Origin of the sequence: Flagellimonas sp. (genome assembly GCF_965233845.1) — a bacterium.
Classification (GTDB): domain Bacteria; phylum Bacteroidota; class Bacteroidia; order Flavobacteriales; family Flavobacteriaceae; genus Flagellimonas.
Window position 1 is genome coordinate 3,027,952 of sequence record NZ_OZ247584.1, and the last position, 21,020, is coordinate 3,048,971.

At 42.6% G+C, this 21,020-nt stretch carries 16 protein-coding genes; 7 read left to right on the top strand and 9 right to left on the bottom strand.

The genetic code is table 11. The features are described from left to right. Positions 1-2 precede the first annotated feature (2 nt). The 7 genes from rplD to ACO6S0_RS13590 form a co-directional block, all read right to left on the bottom strand. Positions 3-632, bottom strand: a complete 630-nt coding sequence (rplD, locus tag ACO6S0_RS13560; RefSeq protein WP_422348876.1) for a 50S ribosomal protein L4 — start codon at positions 630-632, stop codon at positions 3-5. Continuing rightward, entirely contained in the window at positions 632-1,249 is a 618-nt protein-coding gene (gene rplC, locus ACO6S0_RS13565) for a 50S ribosomal protein L3 (RefSeq protein ID WP_138835184.1), read from the bottom strand. The genes rplD and rplC overlap by 1 nt, the downstream gene beginning before the upstream one ends. Before the next feature lie 161 nt (positions 1,250-1,410). Next, positions 1,411-1,716 carry a 30S ribosomal protein S10 gene (gene rpsJ / locus ACO6S0_RS13570; protein WP_007094989.1) on the bottom strand — a complete coding sequence of 102 codons (306 nt, stop codon included), beginning with the start codon at positions 1,714-1,716 and terminating at the stop codon, positions 1,411-1,413. 12 nt (positions 1,717-1,728) lie between these two features. After that, a complete protein-coding gene (fusA, locus tag ACO6S0_RS13575) occupies positions 1,729-3,855 on the bottom strand; it encodes an elongation factor G (RefSeq protein WP_422348877.1) in 2,127 nt (708 codons plus the stop codon). Positions 3,856-3,863: 8 nt separating this feature from the next. After that, positions 3,864-4,340: a 30S ribosomal protein S7 gene (gene rpsG / locus ACO6S0_RS13580; RefSeq protein ID WP_422348878.1), complete on the bottom strand. Its 477-nt coding sequence runs from the start codon at positions 4,338-4,340 to the stop codon at positions 3,864-3,866. Between the two features lie 6 nt (positions 4,341-4,346). After that, positions 4,347-4,721, bottom strand: coding sequence for a 30S ribosomal protein S12 (gene rpsL, locus ACO6S0_RS13585; RefSeq protein WP_031445118.1), 375 nt, complete (start codon positions 4,719-4,721; stop codon positions 4,347-4,349). Between the two features lie 181 nt (positions 4,722-4,902). Beyond that, positions 4,903-5,682, bottom strand: coding sequence for a hypothetical protein (locus ACO6S0_RS13590; protein ID WP_422348879.1), 780 nt, complete (start codon positions 5,680-5,682; stop codon positions 4,903-4,905). A 345-nt stretch (positions 5,683-6,027) separates the two neighbouring features. On the opposite strand from ACO6S0_RS13590, the gene ACO6S0_RS13595 reads away from it, so the two are divergent. The 6 genes from ACO6S0_RS13595 to rlmB all read left to right on the top strand — a co-directional run bounded on the left by ACO6S0_RS13595 (position 6,028) and on the right by rlmB (position 18,033). Beyond that, positions 6,028-9,279: a SusC/RagA family TonB-linked outer membrane protein gene (locus ACO6S0_RS13595; RefSeq protein WP_422348880.1), complete on the top strand. Its 3,252-nt coding sequence runs from the start codon at positions 6,028-6,030 to the stop codon at positions 9,277-9,279. Between the two features lie 19 nt (positions 9,280-9,298). Next, on the top strand, positions 9,299-11,020 hold the full coding sequence (locus ACO6S0_RS13600) for a SusD/RagB family nutrient-binding outer membrane lipoprotein (RefSeq protein WP_422348881.1): 1,722 nt from the start codon (positions 9,299-9,301) through the stop codon (positions 11,018-11,020). A 35-nt stretch (positions 11,021-11,055) separates the two neighbouring features. Next, entirely contained in the window at positions 11,056-12,333 is a 1,278-nt protein-coding gene (locus ACO6S0_RS13605; protein ID WP_422348882.1) for a hypothetical protein, read from the top strand. A 150-nt stretch (positions 12,334-12,483) separates the two neighbouring features. Continuing rightward, positions 12,484-13,842 carry an arylsulfotransferase family protein gene (locus ACO6S0_RS13610; protein WP_422348883.1) on the top strand — a complete coding sequence of 453 codons (1,359 nt, stop codon included), beginning with the start codon at positions 12,484-12,486 and terminating at the stop codon, positions 13,840-13,842. Positions 13,843-13,924: 82 nt separating this feature from the next. Beyond that, entirely contained in the window at positions 13,925-17,266 is a 3,342-nt protein-coding gene (locus ACO6S0_RS13615; RefSeq protein ID WP_422348884.1) for a VCBS repeat-containing protein, read from the top strand. 29 nt (positions 17,267-17,295) lie between these two features. Then, entirely contained in the window at positions 17,296-18,033 is a 738-nt protein-coding gene (gene rlmB / locus ACO6S0_RS13620) for a 23S rRNA (guanosine(2251)-2'-O)-methyltransferase RlmB (protein ID WP_422348885.1), read from the top strand. On the opposite strand, the gene ACO6S0_RS13625 is transcribed toward rlmB, so the two are convergent. Then, a complete protein-coding gene (locus ACO6S0_RS13625; RefSeq protein WP_422348886.1) occupies positions 18,030-18,758 on the bottom strand; it encodes a rhomboid family intramembrane serine protease in 729 nt (242 codons plus the stop codon). The two genes, rlmB and ACO6S0_RS13625, sit on opposite strands and share 4 nt — an antisense overlap. A 132-nt stretch (positions 18,759-18,890) precedes the next feature. On the opposite strand from ACO6S0_RS13625, the gene ACO6S0_RS13630 reads away from it, so the two are divergent. Next, positions 18,891-20,168 (top strand): replication-associated recombination protein A, encoded by a 1,278-nt coding sequence (locus ACO6S0_RS13630; RefSeq protein ID WP_422348887.1) that lies wholly within the window; start codon positions 18,891-18,893, stop codon positions 20,166-20,168. On the opposite strand, the gene ACO6S0_RS13635 is transcribed toward ACO6S0_RS13630, so the two are convergent. Then, the gene (locus ACO6S0_RS13635; protein WP_422348888.1) at positions 20,165-21,013 is read right to left on the bottom strand and encodes a hypothetical protein; all 849 of its coding nucleotides are present in this window, start codon (positions 21,011-21,013) and stop codon (positions 20,165-20,167) included. The two genes, ACO6S0_RS13630 and ACO6S0_RS13635, sit on opposite strands and share 4 nt — an antisense overlap. Positions 21,014-21,020 lie beyond the last annotated feature (7 nt).

Genomic DNA, 21,020 nt, shown 5'->3' on the forward strand with positions numbered 1-21,020 from the left:
TCTTATTTCTTAAGGTTCGATTCTATTCCTTCCAAAGCACTTTCAGTAAGCACTACACTACCAGCATTAACTATCTTGTAAGTACTTAATTCTGAGCTAGTTACAACTTCGGAACGCTCCAAATTACGCGACGACAAATATACATTTTTATTTGAGTCGCCCAATACGATAAGAGACTTTTTGTTTTCTATGCCCAAGGAGCTCAAAAACGCTTTGAAATCTTTGGTCTTTGGAGCTTCAAAATTGAAGTCCTCAACAACCGTGATTGCCTTCTCTTTTGACTTCAAAGTCAAGGCCGATTTACGCGCCAAACGCTTTACGTTTTTGTTCAACTTTTGGGTATAATCTTTAGGTCTTGGACCAAAAATTCTACCACCACCTCTAAAAATAGGAGACTTGATACTACCGGCCCTTGCGGTACCTGTACCTTTTTGCTTCTTGATCTTTCTGGTACTACCAGCAATCTCAGCTCTCTCCTTGGCCTTGTGGTTACCTTGTCTTTGATGCGCCAAATATTGCTTCACATCCAAATAGATGGCATGCTCATTGGGCTCTATTCCAAATACCTCCTTAGAAAGGTCAGCCTTTCTTCCGGTATCTTTTCCTTTGATATCTAAAACTGCAACCTTCATTACTTCTCAATTGTTACGTACGAATTCTTGTGACCTGGTACCGCACCTTTAACTACGATAAGGTTTTTCTCAGGAACCACTTTCAATACTCTCAAGTTTTGAACCGTTACTCGTTCACCACCCATTCTACCGGCCATTTTCATTCCTTTGAAAACTCTCGCAGGATAAGAAGCAGCACCGATGGAACCAGGAGCCCTCAATCTGTTGTGCTGACCGTGGGTCGCTTGTCCAACACCGCCAAAGCCGTGTCTTTTAACTACACCTTGGAAACCTTTACCTTTTGATGTACCAATAACATCAACGAACTCACCCTCTTGGAAAAGCTCTACATTTAAAGTATCTCCTAATTTAAACTCACCTTCAAAATCCCGGAACTCAACGACTTTCTTCTTAGGAGAAGTACCTGCCTTTTTAACATGACCTTGCTCGGCCTTGTTTGCACGTTTTTCTGCCTTGTCATCGAAACCAAGCTGAAGGGCACTGTACCCGTCCACCTCTTCGGTTCTGACTTGGGTAACCACGCATGGTCCAGCTTCAAGAACGGTACATGGAATGTTCTTTCCATTTTCGTCGAAGATGCTGGTCATACCGATTTTTCTACCTATTAACCCAGACATATATTAATTATTAATTGTTCTAGTTATTTAATGTGCCAATTGCTTGGCAAAAAAATTGGGTCAAAGAAAAGATTCTGTGACCCAGATATTTTTCTTTTTCCCGTTTTTCCCTCGCCCGCAGCTCAGGACATGTCCACCTTTATCTCAAAAGGCGTGCAAATTTACACTTTTATTTCGACTTCAACACCACTTGGAAGCTCTAATTTCATTAAAGCATCAATGGTTTTTGAAGAAGAGCTATAAATATCCAGCAAACGCTTGTACGAACTTAACTGGAATTGCTCTCTCGATTTCTTGTTCACGTGTGGTGAACGCAAAACTGTAAATATCTTTTTGTGCGTTGGCAATGGGATTGGCCCAGTAACCACAGCACCGGTTGTCTTAACTGTCTTTACAATCTTTTCAGCAGATTTGTCCACCAAATTGTGATCGTAAGATTTAAGTTTAATTCTAATTTTTTGACTCATCTTGCTGAAAAATTAAGCGGTTACCCCTTTTACTGATTTAATTACTTCCTCCGCAATATTGTTAGGAGTTTCTGCGTAGTGCGAAAATTCCATAGTTGAAGTTGCTCTACCAGAAGACAATGTTCTCAAAGCAGTTACATAGCCGAACATTTCGGAAAGTGGCACTTCGGCCTTAACAACTTTGGAACCAGCTCTATCATCCATGTTGTTTACCTGACCTCTTCTACGGTTCAAGTCACCAACAATATCACCCATATTCTCTTCCGGAGTCAAAACCTCCAACTTCATGATAGGCTCCATCAATACAGCTCTTGCAGCCTTGGCGGCTACTTTGTAACCCAATTTAGCGGCAAGCTCAAAAGAAAGTGAATCGGAATCCACAGGGTGGAACGAACCATCTTTAAGGGTAATCTTCATACTATCCATCTCAAATCCAGCCAAAGGACCATTCTTCATAGCCTCTTTGAATCCTTTTTCAACAGATGGGATATATTCTTTAGGAATATTACCTCCTTTAATCTCATTGATAAATTCCAGTCCAGCCTTACCTTCTTCAGCAGGCTCCATGGTAAATACAATGTCCGCAAATTTACCACGACCACCAGTCTGCTTCTTGTAAGTTTCTCTGTGGTTTGCTGTAGCAGTCAATGCTTCCTTGTACTCAACCTGAGGCTGACCCTGGTTTACCTCAACCTTGAACTCACGACGCAAACGGTCTACAATGATATCCAAGTGAAGCTCACCCATACCTGAAATAATGGTCTGACCTGAAGCTTCATCGGTCTTCACCTGGAACGTTGGATCCTCCTCGGCCAATTTAGCCAAAGACATACCCAATTTATCCACATCAGCCTTGGTTTTAGGCTCAACCGCGATACCGATTACAGGATCAGGGAAGTCCATACTTTCAAGAACGATAGGATGTTTTTCAGAAGACATGGTATCCCCAGTCTTGATATCCTTAAATCCAACAGCAGCACCAATATCTCCTGCCTCAATGTACTCTATGGCGTTCTGCTTGTTAGAGTGCATTTGGTAGATACGGGAGATACGCTCTTTTTTACCAGAACGGTTATTCAAGATGTATGAACCTGCATCCAAACGACCAGAGTATGCTCTAAAGAATGCCAATCGACCTACGAAAGGATCTGTGGCGATTTTAAATGCCAAAGCGGAAAATGGTTCTTTTGGATCCGGCTTTCTAGTGATTTCATTTCCTGTATCAGGATCTGTACCTACAATATCGTCCTTGTCCAATGGAGAAGGCAAATAGCGACATACGGCATCCAACAAGAATTGAACTCCTTTATTCTTAAAGGAAGAACCACAAACCATAGGAATAATGGCTCTATCCATAACAGCAGCTCTCAACGCAGCGTGTACTTCTTCTTCAGTGATGGAATCCTCGTCTTCGAAGAATTTCTCCATCAACTCTTCGTCATATTCAGCTACAGCCTCGATCAAGGCAGCTCTGTATTCTTTAACCTCATCTTGCATTTCAGCAGGGATATCGATTACATCAAATGTAGAACCGAAGTTCTCATCGTGCCATACGATCGCCCTGTTCTTGGCAAGATCAACAATACCTTTAAAGTCAGCCTCCTCACCAATTGGCAAAACAATTGGCACTGCATTGGATCCCAACATTTCTTTCACCTGCTTACACACGTTCAAGAAGTTGGAACCTTGACGGTCCATTTTGTTTACGAAACCAATTCGAGGTACTTTATAGTTATCGGCCAGTCTCCAGTTAGTTTCGGATTGTGGCTCAACACCATCAACTGCACTGAACAAGAAGACCAAACCATCCAAAACACGCAATGAACGGTTTACCTCTACGGTAAAGTCAACGTGCCCGGGAGTATCGATAATATTAAAGTGATATCCTTTTGCATCCGCTGTGGGCTGCCCATTTTCAGTGGGGAACTGCCATGTACAAGTTGTAGCAGCAGAGGTAATGGTAATACCACGCTCCTGCTCTTGCTCCATCCAGTCCATAGTGGCCGCACCATCGTGCACCTCACCAATCTTGTGACTTACACCTGTATAAAAAAGAATACGCTCTGTAGTAGTGGTTTTTCCAGCATCAATGTGTGCCGCAATACCTATATTCCTTGTATATTTTAAATCTCTTGACATTGTTTTGACTAGAATCTAAAGTGTGAGAATGCTTTATTGGCCTCGGCCATTTTGTGGGTGTCCACTCTTTTCTTAACAGCAGCACCTTCTTCTTTGGAAGCAGCCAAAATTTCAGCTGCCAATTTTTGCGCCATGGATTTCTCATTACGCTTTCTAGCATAGCTGATCAACCATTTCATGGCTGTAGAAATCTTCCGGTCTGGACGAATCTGCATTGGAATTTGGAATGTAGCACCCCCCACTCTTCTACTTCTTACTTCTACGTGAGGCATTACATTGGAAAGGGCATCTTTCCACAATTCCAAAGCGGTCTTTTCTTCGTCTTGGTTTTTTTCGTCCACAATGTCAATGGCATCGTAGAAAACCTTGAAGGCAACGGATTTTTTTCCGTCCCACATCATCATGTTCACAAAGCGAGTTACCAGCTGGTCATTAAACCTTGGATCCGGCAACAATGGTCTTTTTTTCGCCTGTCTTTTTCTCATGTCTTCTTATTTTTTAGGACGTTTTGCTCCGTATTTTGATCTACGTTGCGTTCTACCTGCTACCCCTGCGGTATCCAATGCACCACGAACAATGTGGTATCGCACACCAGGTAAATCCTTTACTCTTCCACCTCTAACCAATACTATCGAGTGCTCTTGGAGGTTGTGACCTTCGCCAGGGATATACGCGTTGACTTCCTTACCGTTGGTTAACCTAACCCTTGCAACTTTACGCATTGCAGAGTTTGGTTTCTTAGGCGTAGTTGTGTACACACGCGTACAAACCCCTCTTCGCTGAGGGCACGAATCCAAAGCAGCCGATTTACTCTTCTTGGTAATGGTGACTCTTCCTTTTCGTACTAATTGTGAAATTGTTGGCATTAAAATTTCTATTAAAAATCAAAACAACCCTCGTTTTGAGGGCTGCAAATGTAGTGATATTTCGGAATAATTCAAATCCCGAAAGATTAAATTTCCGATCAATCTTGAAAATCAAATAACTATACTGAATATGGAGGAAAATTGTAGCTGCCCAACAATTGGACTTATTAATTGAATTGAACTAAAGATTACCCGCAAAGGTCACTACATTGATCAGCCCTCGCTTCGTCTTTAAATCAATACCCTTTTCTTTAATGAATTTCTTGACTTCTTGTTGATGTTCAACAGAGAATAAGGCCACAAAGTCTTTTTTCTTTGCAGGGATGTAGACAGGGAATGCATCATCCAATGCCAAATAATAATTGGTTTCATCCACAAATCGATGAGGAAAGGAAACGGAATGGGATGTTTTTGCCGGCTTCCCCTCCTTGAAGAGTTTCTTGTTCCGCTCGAACAAACGATAGTTCCCCAAAGACACAATCTCCTTCAAATAAGCTTGACTCCTCTCCCCTTTTTTATCAAGAAGAATCAAATAGAAATACAGATGACCATTGAGCATACAGGAGATATTTTGATTTTTGAGAAGCGCAAGGGTCTTGTCCTCTTTCAAATTGGAGTTCTTAATTTCAAATTCATCATTGAAAGCATTGTATCTCATGAACATTTTTCGATCTTCCTGTCCTTTGAAAAGAATCGAACCACTCTCAAAAGCTTCATTCATATAAATGGACCCTTCTATATCCCTCAAATTCAACTGTTGTTCAATACCAAGAGCAGCAAATTTATCGCGCATTTGACTGTAAAAGTTTTCTGACGCCGGATTGTTGCCAAAATCCGGACCTATGCCTTGGAGTCCTTTTTGGTAAACACTGATCACCCCAGGTTGAACATTAGCTTTTTGTTGCGCCAACAACAAGGGCCCAAAACCGAAGACGAAAAAGAAAAAAAATATTGTTCTCATACCCCTTGTATATAATAAGGTATAAATTACAAATTAAAACCCACCTCAACTTTCACCAAAAGACTTTTAACAAAAAACTGTTTTATTTCCGCCCTAAAGCCCCTCTTTTTTACAAATACAACAGGTATTTCGGCATTTTCAAAGATCCATAACACATTTGTATTAGGCCCGAAATTTGTCTTTTTGACAATTTTCACCCCTTCCAATTGATGACAACACAATTATCAAATGTCATTTTGCGCGCTTTGTATTTGTAGCCGCAGTCTTAAAATTTTAGTAAAATTAGTTTGGATTATTAACATGAAATTATGATTTTAGCGGCTAGCTAATTCAAATAATTTTAAAATGAGAACAAAACTTAATGGATTGTTAACGCTGTTATTGGCGTTTGTTGTGCATGTTTCCTTTGCACAAGACAAGACGATTACAGGTACTGTTACGGATGCCGACGGCCTTCCGTTACCTGGGGTCAACATTGTCGTTGATGGTACCACTACGGGTACCCAAACAGATTTTGACGGACTCTATACGATTAGTGCAAGTCAAGGTCAGACACTTCTTTTCACCTATATAGGACAGAGAGACGCAAGAAGGGTCGTTGGTGCAAGTGACGTAATCGATGTTCAAATGGAAGAGGACACTCAGGCTCTTGAAGAGGTTGTGGTTACGGCCCTCGGTATTAAGAGGGAGAAGCAAGCACTGGGTTATGCAGTAACCGAAGTTGGCTCTGACGATTTGGAACAACGTCCTGAAGGTGATGTGGCCAGGGTGCTACAAGGTAAAGCTTCCGGGGTTCAGATCACACAACAAAGTGGTCTTTCCGGGTCTGGTACCAACATTGTAATTAGGGGTCAAACTACTTTTAGTGGTAGTAACCAAGCTTTGTTCATCATTGATGGCGTACCATTTAGTACGGACACCAACTCACAGGGTCGAAATGGGGACAGACAAGATTTTGTCAACGGTAACAACGGTTCCAGTAGATTTTTGGATCTTGACCCAAACAGTATAGAAAGTGTCAACGTACTTAAAGGTCTAGCGGCCGCAACACTTTACGGATCTCAAGGACGTAACGGTGTAATCTTAATCACCACAAAAGGTGGTTCTACGCAAGCAGGTCCTAAGAAAACTGAAATTACTGTTAACTCTTCTTTGTTCTTCAACGAAATTGCCTCGTTGCCAGATTACCAGGATGAGTACGGAAATGGTTTCGACCAGTCTTTCGGATGGTTCTTCAGTAACTGGGGACCAAGCTTTAGAAGAGAAGGAGCTTCCGGTTGGGGTGCACAAGCTGCAATCGATGACCAAGGAACTTTGGCTCACCCATACTCTACTTCTACTGCTGCTATTCAGGCTGCTTTTCCAGAATTCCAAGGAGCTCGTTACGAGTGGAGACCTTATGACAGTGTAAAAAACTTCTTTAGAACTGGTACAGTTTCCAATACTTCTGTTAACGTAAGAGGAACTTCTGACGACGGAAAGGTTGGATACAACATGAACTACGGTTACCTTAAGGATAACGGATTTACTCCCAACAACAGTGTTACACGTAATACTTTATCCCTTGGTGGTAGGGCACAATTGTCCAACAAGTTCACTATTAACGGTACAGTTAACTTTGCAAGAACCAAATTCATCTCTCCTCCCGTAGCATTGAGCCAGGGTAACGGAGCTACTGGTACGGGTTCTTCCGTATTTGGTGACCTTTGGTTTACGCCAAGAAGTATCGATGTACAAGGACTTCCTTTCCAGGATCCTATTACAGGTGGTAGTGTATATTACAGACAGAACAACTCTATCCAGCACCCCTTATGGACTGTTGCAAACGCAGAGTCAAGACAGGAAACCAATAGGGTATTTGGACAGGCTACCGTACAGTACGAGTTGAATGACAATTTGAATATCATTTACCGTGCAGGTATCGATGTATATAGTGAGAACAATACCAACCACCAAAACAAAGGAGGTATCAACAGTAACTCCGGTGATGTTAGGTTGGCCAGTGGTGTTTATGAAACTTGGAACAACACCAATACGATTTGGGATCACAACCTTGTAATCAACGGTGATTACGACCTTACCGAGAAAATTGGTTCAACCTTTAACGTTGGTGCCACTACTCGTAGAACTGTTTTCGATCAAAATGGTGTAGCGAGTGATGGTCAGCAGGTATTTGGAGTATTGAGACACTTCAACTTCTTGAACCAAAACGAGATTCAAACATTTACCGAGCAGAACATTGCAGGGGTATATGGACAAGCAGATTTTGACTACGATAATTTCCTTTATCTGACCGTTGCCGCAAGGAACGACTGGGTATCTAACTTCTCTAAAGATAACCGTTCCCAGTTCTATCCTTCCGCAAGTTTGTCCTTCATTCCAACTGCTGCTATAGACGGATTGAAATCTGAAAATGTACTGAACTACTTGAAGATTCGTGGTGGTATCGGGGTTTCTGCAAACTTTGACGTATTAACCTCCGCTTATCCTGTTGCAAGTACCTTGATTTTGGATACTCAGGATGTTCAGGATGGTACAGGTCAGAATGTGGTAACCAATACTACTGGTACTCGTTTGGGTAACCCTAACCTTAAGCCAGAGACATTGGAAGAGATTGAAATCGGTATCGAGTCTAGATGGTGGGATAGCAGAATTACATTGGATGCTTCCATTTACCAAAGAAAGACCAATGATTTGATTTTGGACAGACCTCTTGATCCCGCTACTGGATTTACAGTAACTGCGACCAACATTGGTGAGATTGAGTCAGAAGGTATCGAATTGGATTTGGGTCTTAACTGGATCAGAGGTAATGAGGAAGGTGACTTTGATTGGACCACCAACATTAACTTCACTGCCTACGAAACTACGGTTACTGACCTAGGTTTGGATACAGATCAAGTAGTTTACTCTGGATTCTCCAACTTGGGTAACGCCGCTATAGAAGGTGAGCCTCTAGGGGTATTCTTCGGTAGTAGAATAGCTACGGATGCAAGCGGTAACTACGTTGTTGGTGCGGACGGTAACTACGTTCAAGATCCAACGGATGGTATCATCGGTGATCCAAACCCAGATTGGATTGCTAACGTAAGAAACAGTGTTTCCTATAAAAACTTCACCTTAGGATTCCAGTGGAACTGGACACAAGGTGGTGATGTATACTCTTCTACAATCTCTACACTTTTGGGTAGAGGATTGATCACCGAGACCATTGACAGGGAAAACACTTTTATTTTGCCTGGAGTTGACGCCGCTGGTAATGTAAACAACAGACAAATCAACAACTCAACGTATTTCTTCAGTAACCTATTGTTTGGCCCAAGTGAACTTCAAGTTTACGACGCTACTACAGTTAGGTTGCAAGAAGCTTCTTTGAGCTACAGCTTGCCATCCAAGTTCTTGGATAAAACACCTTTCGGTTCCCTTTCCTTTACTATTTCTGGAAACAACCTTTGGTACAGAGCAATCAACACGCCTAAGGGCGCTCGCTTTGATCCAAACACAAGTGGTACTGGTGTAGGTAACGGTTTTGGTTTTGACTTTATCAACGGACCAAGCTCAAGAAGATACGGCCTTAGTGTAAAAGCATCATTCTAAGAACATAACAATAATAATAATGAAAAACATTAGCAGATATATGACTTTGACGGTCTTAGGAGGATTGCTTGCATTCACCTCTTGCGAGACCACGGAGCTCGACCTTACAGCCAACCCAAATGCGCTGACTCCAGATCAGGCGGGTGTTGATTTCTTCTTGAATTCTATTCAGGAAGATTTCGTAAGGCAGTTTGAGGGCGACGCAGATTTTGACCTTAACGATAACTGGCAATCAGGTGGTAATACCACTGGTGACGGTTTCAACGAATTGGGTATGGAAATGACCCGTATCGTAAACATGAACGGTAGGAACTATAACACCGTTTACCAAGATAGCGACATGAACGATGAGTGGCTTAACGCCTATAGAGGTGTTCTAGCCGACATCCGTGCCATGACTCCACTTGCCCAAGAAGCTGGCTTGACCAGGCATATTGGTATTGCCCAATTTATCGAGGCTTACTTGATGATCAGTATGGTGGACTTCTTTGGTGATGTTCCTTACTCTGAGATTGTACAAGGTGAAGAGCAAAACTTTAATCCAGTATTGGATTCTGGTGCCAGTATTTATGACGCTTGTTTGGCACTTATAGATCAGGCTATTGCCAATTTCAACAGCAGCCCAACAGCCAACCCAGCAGTTGATTTCTACTATGGAAACGACTACGCAAAATGGGAAAGAGCTGCCAATACACTTAAGTTGAAAATATATGTTCAGCGTAGATTGGTAGATTCAGGTGCAGCTGCTAGCTTTAATGCAATTATCGCAGGTGGTAACTACATTCAGGATACCGCAGATGATTTCTTATGGAGATGGCCAGCCACAAGTGCTACACAACCTGATACAAGACACCCAAGATACGGTATCAACTACCAAGCTGCAGGTGCCGGGGAATATATGTCCAACTGGTTGATGTCTTTGATGGATGAGTCTGCTGATCCAAGAACTCGTTACTACTTCTACAGACAAACCAATGCGGTTCCTGGTGCAGAAATTGCTCCTAACGAGGAATTGTTGAACTGTTCTTTGGAAACTCCTCCTCAGCACTACATCAACGCTGGATTCGGCGGGGATTTCTGCTGGTTGCCTAACGGTTTCTGGGGTAGAGCCCACGGAGAGGCTGATGGTATTCCACCAGATGGACTTCTTAGAGCAACTTACGGAACTTACCCTGTAGGTGGTAGATTTGATGATGATAGTTTCTTGGCCATTAGCCCATCTGCGGGTGGTGGTGGAACAGGTATCACCAACCTATTGACCGCCTTCGGTGTTGATTTCATGAGAGCTGAAATGGCTATGGCTGCTGGAAATACTGGCGATGCTAGAACCTTCATGTTGGCAGGTTACGCTAAATCTGTTGCTAAGGTTCAGGCCTTCCTGACAGGAAGAGAAGCTGGTGCTGACCTTTCTTTCGTACCTTCTGAAGGTGATGTGAATGCATACGCCACACAAGTAGGTATCGCTTTTGACGATGCTGATGCTGATGGAAAATGGGATGTATTGGGTGAGCAGTATTTCATTGCCCACTTCGGTAACGGTGTTGAGCCTTACAACTTCTATAGAAGAACAGGTTTCCCAACCACACTTCAGCCTAACTTGGAGCCAGATCCTGGAACTTTCATTAGATCTATGTACTATCCTGCAAATGCGGTTAACAATAACTCTAACATCAGCCAAAAAGCTGATCAGACGCAGCCCGTATTCTGGGATACTAACCCCACCGCTCCCGCGGCTAACTAAAAAAAAGAGCGATGAAAAACGTAAAAATGAATTACATGAAAAATTTCAAGACGTATGTCTTGCTTGCCCTGGGCATCTTTATCGCAGGGTGTAGTGAAGACGATAAGGCCACAGTCATTGTACAGGAGACCGTGACCAGTGGAGCTATTTTAAGAACGCTTTCCGCAACTGGAGCGTTGGATATGTTTGACACTGCTAGCGTTTTGGCCTTCTCCATCCAAGAACAGGATGCTGAAGGTGGAGATTTGTTGGATCGAGTAGAGATCACGGCAAGCTTTGTGGACAACAACGGTACAGATAGCTCTGTATCCAATGCTGCTTTGGCTACTATCGCAGCTAGCGAATTTGGTGAAACAGAAGGATTGCCAAGTTTCGACTACAGCGTAACAATGGCCGAGGTTCTTTCTGCAACAGGTGTAGCACTTACCGATGTACTTCCTGGCGATCAATTCGTAATTGACATGGAGCTTTTCCTAACGGATGGAAGATCGTTCAAAAACTCCGATACCACTGGTAACGTGAGTGGAGGTTCGTTCTTTAGCTCTCCTTACCAATACACAGAATTGGTTGACGATGGTATCGCTTTTGATATCGAGGATGTAAATGCCAACGAAGTTTCTTTGACCAATCCAAACATGGATTACTCAGTTACCATCACCATTGATGATGGAAACGACCAAGCTTTGGTAGAAACTTTGAATCTATACCGTGCTTTTGTAGACAGAAGTATTGTTGATGATGTTAACCTATCTGAGCCAGAAGAGCTTTTTGAAACTTGGAACATTGCCGATTTGGATATCGCCGATGGTGTTAGCTCTTTGGATTACGAAATCACTTTGGATGATTTGTACGGTCCTAACCTAACTTTTGATGATTTAGGTGTAAATGATGAATTCCAATTGCGTTACGAAATTGTAACTGCTGATGGAAGAGTGGTTACTACAGATGAAAACGATACCGAGTACTACAGAGCGGTATTTGTGACCGAATGTATTCAGTTGAACGCCGATGCGCCATTCCCAGGTGAGTACACCATCAACTTCTTCGATAGCTACGGAGATGGATGGAACGGTGCTGCTATTGGAGTAAACATTGATGACGCTGGTGTTGTTGAGTACACACTAGAGGCCGGAGATAACGGTTCAGCTACATTTGACGTACCTGAAGGTTCCGTTTCCTTGGTTATCACTTTCATCTCTGGTGACTGGGATAGTGAGGTTACCTATACTATCCAAGATCCAAACTTGAAAACCGCTGCAAGTGGAGGTCCTAGCCCAGAAGTGGGTGAGATTACTATTCTTGTATGTGAATAAGATAGCCGAGCTATCGCAATACATAAAAGGGGCATCAATGATGCCCCTTTTTTAATAATGAATTTCCTTTTATATTAGACAAGCACATAACGCCGTTTTGTTGCTCGATCAATTTTCTTGAATTTAACTACCTTTAGCTCAAAAATTACTATGAAGCGAACTTTTCGAATGATTTTGGCTTCATTGCTATCCATCTTGTTTTTGATGTATGCATGCAACAGCGATGATAACTCCGTGGATCCAGTGGATGATACAGGACAAAATCCAACAGATGACGAACCAACCACTGATGATGAACCTACCACTGACGATGAACCAACGGATCCTCCCGGCGTTGGAGAGGAAGCCGGTACTGTAGAAATTCTTAATGCCGATTTGGTAAGTGACGGCTACGTCCTGATAAACGATGCTGGAGCGGACAGGGTATACCTTATGGACAAAAATTCCATTATCCTTCATGAATGGGACTTGCCCTTTGGTATTGGCAACGATGTGGAATTGATGGAGGATGGCCGCCTTTTGGGAATTATGAAAGCAGAGGAACCGGACATCCAATACGGAGGTCAGGGCGGTAAGCTGCAATTTGTAAATCCAGATAGTTCTGTAGATTGGAATTTTGATTATTCTTCCCCAGAATATATCACTCACCATGATGTTGAGCTACTTCCCAATGGCAACGTAATCACCATCGTCTGGGAAAGAAGAACCGCAGAACAGGCAGAACAAGCAGGATCAAGTTTGGAAATCGACATTTTCCCCGAAGCTATAATAGAAATAGACCCTACCACAGATGAAATTGTATGGGAATGGCATGCCTGGGACCATCTGGTCCAAGATTATGATGACACCAAAGACAATTTTGGCGTGGTAACTGACCATCCTAACCTTATTAACCTAAATTATGTAACGGACAAGGAAGGGGACATCATGCACGCAAACGGTCTTGAATATGACGAAAATAACGATTTGATTTTCCTAAGTGTAAACTTCTATCATGAAGTCTGGGTCATAGATCATAGCACCACCACCGAGGAAGCCGCAACCAGCTCTGGGGGCAACTTTGGTATGGGCGGTGACCTGATCTACCGATTTGGAAATCCTAAAGCCTACGATAATGCGATGGGCGAAAGACTATTTAGGAACAACCATCACCCTAGATTGTTGGACGGTGCAGATTTGGGCAAGTTTTCCATTTACTCCAACGGAGCGGATCTTGAGCAATCCACAGCCTATGAACTTGAGCTTCCAGACCCCTTGGAACTCCAGGCCAATGACGACAACGAGCCTACTGTGGCTTGGAGCTTTACAGATGCAGATCTTTATGCACCTCGTGTGTCCGGTATGGTAAGGATTCCTACTGGCAACAGACTTATCACCGAAGGTGATTTTGGCGTTTGGGAAGTTACCGAGTCAGGTGAAGTAGTCTGGAAGTTTCATACTCCGGGATTCTATTGGAGATCGTATCACTACGCAACAGACCATCCTGGGATAGCAGCCCTTGGACTTTAGCATTTGTTCCTTGGTTCTTGTTCCAGTTTAACTATATCGCTTTCAATAATATAGTATATTTCGCTACAAATTGAATTTACCCATGCCCAAGCTTTATACATATATATGCGTAGCCCTGCTCCTCTTTATAGTGGGCTGTGGTACCGATAAAAAAGACAGTACGGCTTCTACTGATCCAATTGCTAAAACGGAAGGGAAAAAGCTGTTCCAGAAACTGGAAAGTGCCTATACGGGAGTAAACTTCAGCAATACTATTACCCATGATGTAAGTACCATGGAGAATCTTTTTGATTATGATTACTTCTACAATGGCGCCGGGGTAGGTATGGAAGATTTGAACAACGATGGTCTTTTAGATGTGGTTTTCTGCGGAAATCAGGTTCCAAACCGTATCTATTTGAATCAAGGGGAACTAAAGTTTAAGGACATCACTGAATCATCCGGAATCAATACCGGAAAACATTGGTCCAATGGGGTCACATTTGTGGATATTGATGCTGATGGCTGGATGGATATTTACTTCTCCCAAGGGGGTCCAAAAAATCGCCAGGAACGCAAGAATCTGCTGTTTATCAACCAAAAGGATGGAACCTTTGTTGAAAGTGCAACGGCATTTGGACTTGCGGATGAAGGCATAAGCACGCAATCCGCATTTTTCGATTATGACAAGGATGGTGACCTGGATTGCATGGTCATGAATGAAAATGAGCTATATGGCTTTGACCCCATAAGCTTGGAACGTTACATCAAGTCCAACCCAGAAAGCATCTACTATAATTCGTCCCATCTGTACCGAAACGATGGAGGTAAATTTGTGGATGTAACCCGGGCAGCTGGCCTGGAAAAACCGATTTTCGGGCTTGGACTTGCCATTTCGGACATTGATGAAGATGGGTGGTTGGACATCTATTTGGCAAGTGACTATTATCTCCCAGATGTACTCTACCTCAATAATAAAAACGGAACCTTTTCAGATCGTATAAAGGAAACAACCAACCAAATTTCTTTCTACGGTATGGGTATGGACATTGCAGACATTGATAACGATAATCTTCAGGACATTTTTGTTCTGGATATGGCAGCCAATGATCATGTACGTTCCAAAACCCTAATGGCCTCCATGAGTACCAGCAGGTTTGATTATTTGGTGAACAAAAGGGATTTTCAGTACCAGTACATGTACAACTCCCTTCAAAAAAATATTGGTGACCTAAAGTTCAATAATATTTCCCAGCTCTCTGGTGTGGCCAATACAGATTGGAGCTGGTCTGTTCTCATGAACGATTTTGATTTGGATGGACAAAAGGAAATCCATATTACCAATGGATACCGCCGCTATGCCCTGGACAATGACCTTCAAAGGCGTGTTTTTGAAGCAAGACAGATGTATAGCAACAATGTACCCCTCCAGGTAAAACAGGAACTTTATGAGTCTATGCCTTCCGAAAGGTTGCCCAATATTATGTACAAAAGCACCTCTGCCTTAAAATTCGCCAATGTTTCCCAAGAATGGGGGTTGGCTGATTTTTCCTTTAGCAATGGTGCGGCCAGTGGGGATTTGGACAATGATGGAGATTTGGATTTGGTGGTCAACAACATGGATGATGCCGCCTTTGTCTATAAAAATCTATCCGTTGAGGAGGGAAAAGGAAATTATCTTAAGGTCATTACAGAGGGAAATAGCTCTGAGGAATTTGCCAAAGTTGTTATCAATACCGGAGAAAACTCCCAGATGATAGAGGTAAAACGGGTACGAGGTTACCGATCTGCCCAGGAACCCAATGCACTTTTTGGTGTTGGCAGCATACAAACCATTGATACGGTATCTGTTTATTGGAAATCAGGGAAAATGGAACAAAAAGTCAAGGTTCCCGCCAACTCCACCCTTGTTTTTAAGGAAGAAGATGCCACTTTGCCGCATCAGACCAAAAGTAGGAACAGTCTATTTGAAGCGCTTAATGCAAGAAATATAGGTTTGGATTTCACCCATAAGGAAAACCCCTTTGACGATTTTGAAAAAGAGATTCTACTCCCTTACAAGCAATCCAATCTGGGTCCTTTTGTTACCACGGGAGATATCAACAATGACGGGAAGGTAGACCTTCATATTGGCGGAGCTTCTGGTCAAGCCGGGCAACTATATGTACAGAGTAATAATGGATTTAAAAAACTGCCCAGCCCTACCCTAGTCAATGATGCTTCTTTTGAGGATATGGAATCCATGTTTTTTGATTTTGACGGAGATCAAGACTTGGATCTCTATGTGGTCAGTGGTGGCAATGAGTTTGCAGAACATTCCTCCTACCACACAGACAGAATCTACATCAACAACGGTAATGGGGAATTTTCCAGACTGGACAGTGATGTTTTGGGCAAATTCCCCAAAAATGGTAAGGCTGTAACCTTTATCGATTTTGACAAGGATGGGGACAATGATATTATAATTGGGAATCGGGTAGTTCCCGGTGCCTATCCCAATCACCAGTCATCTGCACTTTTGGAAAACCAAAATGGGGAACTGGTGGACGCCACAGACAAAATAGCCCCGGAGTTGCTGGATTTTGGAATTATCAATGATCTTGAAACCACAGACATCAACAATGATGGGTGGGAAGATTTCATTGCCGTTGGGGAATGGACAGGCGTTGGAGTTTTTATGAATCAGCAAGGTGTATTTAAAAACATGTCCAAAGACAACCCTGTTTTGGCAGAACAAGGCTGGTATTTTTCCATTAAAGAAACTGATGTTAATAACGATGGCCTAAAGGATTACATTTTAGGGAACGCCGGACTCAATATCAAATTCAAAGCCTCTGCAGATAAACCCTTCAAAATATTCTCCGCAGATTTTGACGACAATGGAACCAATGACATTGTATTGAGCAAAAAATACAACGGTACTTATGTGCCTGTTAGAGGTCGCGAGTGTTCTTCGCAACAAATGCCTTTTATCAAGGAAAAATTTGAAACCTATAATGAGTTTGCCAATGCCACTTTGGTAGATATCTATGGTGAAAAATTGAACACTTCCTATGAAAGAAGCGTAACCACCTTCACCTCCGCTGTATTGATCAACCAAGGGGATGGGAATTTTAAAAAGCAAGAGCTTCCCATTGAAAGTCAGATGTTCCCTCTTTTGGATTGTGTTTTTATCGACATTAACCAAGATGGATTTGAAGACGTAGTTACTGCTGGGAATATTTACGAAACCGAGGTTGAAACCCCAAGATTGGATGCCATTTCTGGGCAGATACTGCTATCCAATGGGAAAGATGGCTATATCAGCTTGCCACAACAGCAATCAGGTTTATTTTTGCAAGGAAATGTCAAGGACATAGAGGTCATAGAGACTGGGAACAATATCAAATACTTGATCAGTACGGTGAACAACGGATCAGTGACGGTACACAAATTTAGCTCGTAAGCAGTCCCGACCTAAATACAACTCAAGGAATGAACAACCAGATTTACGGTATAAGGGCCATAATGGAAGCCATTGAGGCCGAACAGCCTATCAACAAGATTTTTCTACAAAAGGGATTGGGCGGTGAACTTTTTAGGGAGTTGGAAACGGTCATTCGGAAAAACGGTATCAGTAGTTCCTATGTTCCTGTTGAAAAATTAAACCGATTGACCAAGAACAACCACCAGGGTGCGGTGGCACAGATATCGCCTGTGGAGTTTCAGGCGTTTGAGTCCTTGGTGGAGCAAGTGATGGAAAAGGAACAAGTCCCCTTTTTCCTGTTATTGGATCAAATTTCAGATGTTCGAAACTTTGGTGCTATTATAAGAACTGCCGAATGCTGTGGGGTTCATGGCATCATTGTTCCCAAGAACGGGGCGGCACCCATTACCGAGGATACAGTTAAAACATCGGCTGGAGCCGTGTTCAATGTTCCCATTGCCAAAGTGGACCATCTAAAAGATGCCATTTACTACCTTCAAGCTTCAGGTATATCTGTAGTTGGGGCGACCGAAAAGACCGATAACCAGATATATTCAGCGGATTTCAAATCTCCCTGTGCCATTGTAATGGGCGCTGAGGATAAGGGCATTTCAAACTCTGTAATGAAAGTTCTGGATAGCAAGGTAAAACTACCGCTACTAGGTCAAATTGGCTCTTTAAATGTATCGGTAGCCTGTGGCGTGTTCTTGTATGAAGTGGTGAGGCAACGTAGTTCCGTAACCTAGTTCTCTTCTCTTTTTTTATAGTGATAGGTCACCTTAACGGTTTCTTCATTCTCCGTTTCGGGTTGGGTCTCAATAAAATTCCCATCCTTATCGAACTGTTTTAGGAAGGGATCGTTCTCCTCATCGTAATCTTCCCGTTCCCAATCGTATTTTTTAGTCGAAGGAACCCGTACCTTGGTGGTCAAAGCCAGAAGAAGGCCAGTGACAAATCCTGAAAGGTGTCCTTCCCAAGAAATCCCGTCCTTAACCGGAAATATATACCAAATCATACTCCCGTAAATGAACACCACCACCAAAGAAAGGGCAACCAGTCTAAAATGTTTGGCAAAGACCCCTTTAAAAAAAATAAAACTGGCCAAAACATAGATGACTCCACTGGCCCCAATATGGTATGATGGGCGGCCAATCAGCCATGTTAAAGCTCCTGAAATCAAAACTCCTAAAAGTAAAGTTTTAAAGGCTGCGTTTCTGTAGAAATAAACCAAAAATGAGGTCAAAACCGCCAGTGGAATGGTATTGTTGTATAAGTGTTCCACAGATCCGTGCACAAATGGCCCAAACAGAATACCCCTTAAACCGGATAGTTTTCTGGGATAAATCCCAAATTCGTTGAAATTGAACCCAAACCTCACCTCCATCCAGTAAACTGTCCAAATGGAAAGGATGGCAACCAAAGGTGCCAACAGAACCGCATTGGAAAATTGAAAATGTTTGCTTTCGGACATATGTTAATAACTTCAATTATCCCTCCATAGTGTTGTATAGGCACAAATTGTCAGGTTTTGCGCTACCCATTCCTTAAAATTAGAAGAAATGCACTTCAATTTCATCCTTTAATTTATCTTATTTTTATCGGTATGAATGAACCGCTTGCAGAGCGTATACGCCCAAAAACATTAGAAGATTACATAAGCCAAAACCATTTGGTGGGTGCGGAAGGTTCCCTTACCCATCAAATTAAAAACGGTATTATCCCCTCCTTAATTTTTTGGGGCCCTCCAGGAACTGGAAAGACCACGCTTGCCCATATCATTGCCAATGAAAGCGAACGCCCTTTTTATACCTTAAGCGCCATAAGCAGCGGAGTTAAAGACGTGCGGGAAGTCATTGACAAGGCCAAACAAAGCGGAGGGCTTTTTACAGCCAAAAATCCCATTCTATTTATCGATGAGATTCATAGATTCAGTAAATCCCAACAAGATTCCTTATTGGGGGCAGTGGAAAAAGGTTGGGTAACCTTGATTGGTGCTACTACTGAAAACCCCAGTTTCGAGGTAATTCCCGCGTTGCTGTCGCGCTGTCAGGTTTATGTCCTCAATCCGTTTGATAAAAGCGACTTGGAAGCTCTGCTCCATAGGGCGATGGACACCGATACCGTCCTAAAATCGAAAAAAATTCATCTAAAGGAAACTGAGGCATTATTACGATTATCGGGTGGAGACGGGAGAAAGTTGTTGAACATCTTTGAACTGATTGTCAATGCTGAAGGTGGGGATGAAATTACGGTGACCAACGAGTCTGTAATGAACAAAGTGCAGAAGAATACGGTGCTTTACGACAAGACGGGAGAGCAGCATTATGATATTATTTCGGCATTTATCAAATCCATTCGTGGCAGTGATCCCAATGCGGCCGTATATTGGTTGGCTCGAATGATCGAGGGAGGAGAGGATGTAAAATTCATCGCCCGTAGGTTGGTGATTTTGGCTTCCGAAGATATAGGAAATGCCAATCCGACGGCCCTAGTTCTTGCCAATTCCACATTTCAGGCTGTTAACACCATAGGATATCCCGAAGCTCGGATAATCCTAAGTCAATGTGCTACCTACTTGGCAAGTTCCCCTAAGAGCAACGCAAGTTACGCCGCCATTAAGCTGGCACAGCAAAAAGTAAGGGAAACGGGAGACCTTTCCGTGCCCTTGGCCATAAGAAACGCACCTACCAAGTTGATGAAGGATTTGGGGTATGGTAAAGGGTATGACTATGCCCATGACCATGAAAACAATTTTGTGGACTTTGAATTTCTACCAGAGGAAATAGAAGGAACCACCTTTTACAAACCTGGGGATAATCCCAGGGAAAAAGCCATCAAGGATTTTCTTAAAAAACGTTGGAAGGACAAATACGACTTCTAGAACTTAATATGAAGTTCTTCCTGCTTCTTTCCGCTACTATCTGAATATTCAAGTAACCACTTGTCCCCTTTTTTGAAAACCATACCACTCCTGGTGTCATCATCCACCAAGAATATATTGTCCACTGAGGTTTTGATCAGCTTAAGCACCACTTTGGGAGTACTGTCCACCAGTTGATATCCATTTTCCGTAGGTTGGGCGTACAAAAGGTCTTTTGCAGGAGCTTCGGCCTTTTCCACCTTCTTCATATTGGAAGCCACAGGTTCCATACTTTTAAAACTTTGTTCTTCCTGGGTGGCCACCTGCTCCACTACCCTAGGTGTTTGTTGTGCAGGCTTCTCCTCAACCGATTTAATATCGTTTTTAAAACTCACTGTAATAGGAGCATCTTTTTTCTCATCTTTCGGTTCTTCCTTTGGAGTATAACTGTACATCATGGCTTGGATAGGGGCAAAAGCCTCACCCAAGGCCTCCCTATAGGCAGCACGGTACTCTTTTATCTTGCTTCTCCCCTCAATTGTCCTATAAACTTCATCCCCTTGGCAATCTTTGAGAACAAGGGTGGTTTTGGTGCTGAACATGTTAGATGAATCATCCAATTCCACAAGGAGTCCCAAACAACGATTGTTGGCAAGGTCTTCAGGAAGACTGTCATCATAAACAGTGGCAAACCCTTTTTGGGAAAATAGGTATTTGACCGTGGTACTGGTCTGGTACCGGTTTTCTTTGTTAAAGGCACTAAATTGCTTGGGTACAATGATATATTTATAGTTGTCCAATTGGGCATTTAACACACTTCCCATGCCAACTGCAAATACCAATAAATGTAATAGTCGAGATTTCATATGGAAC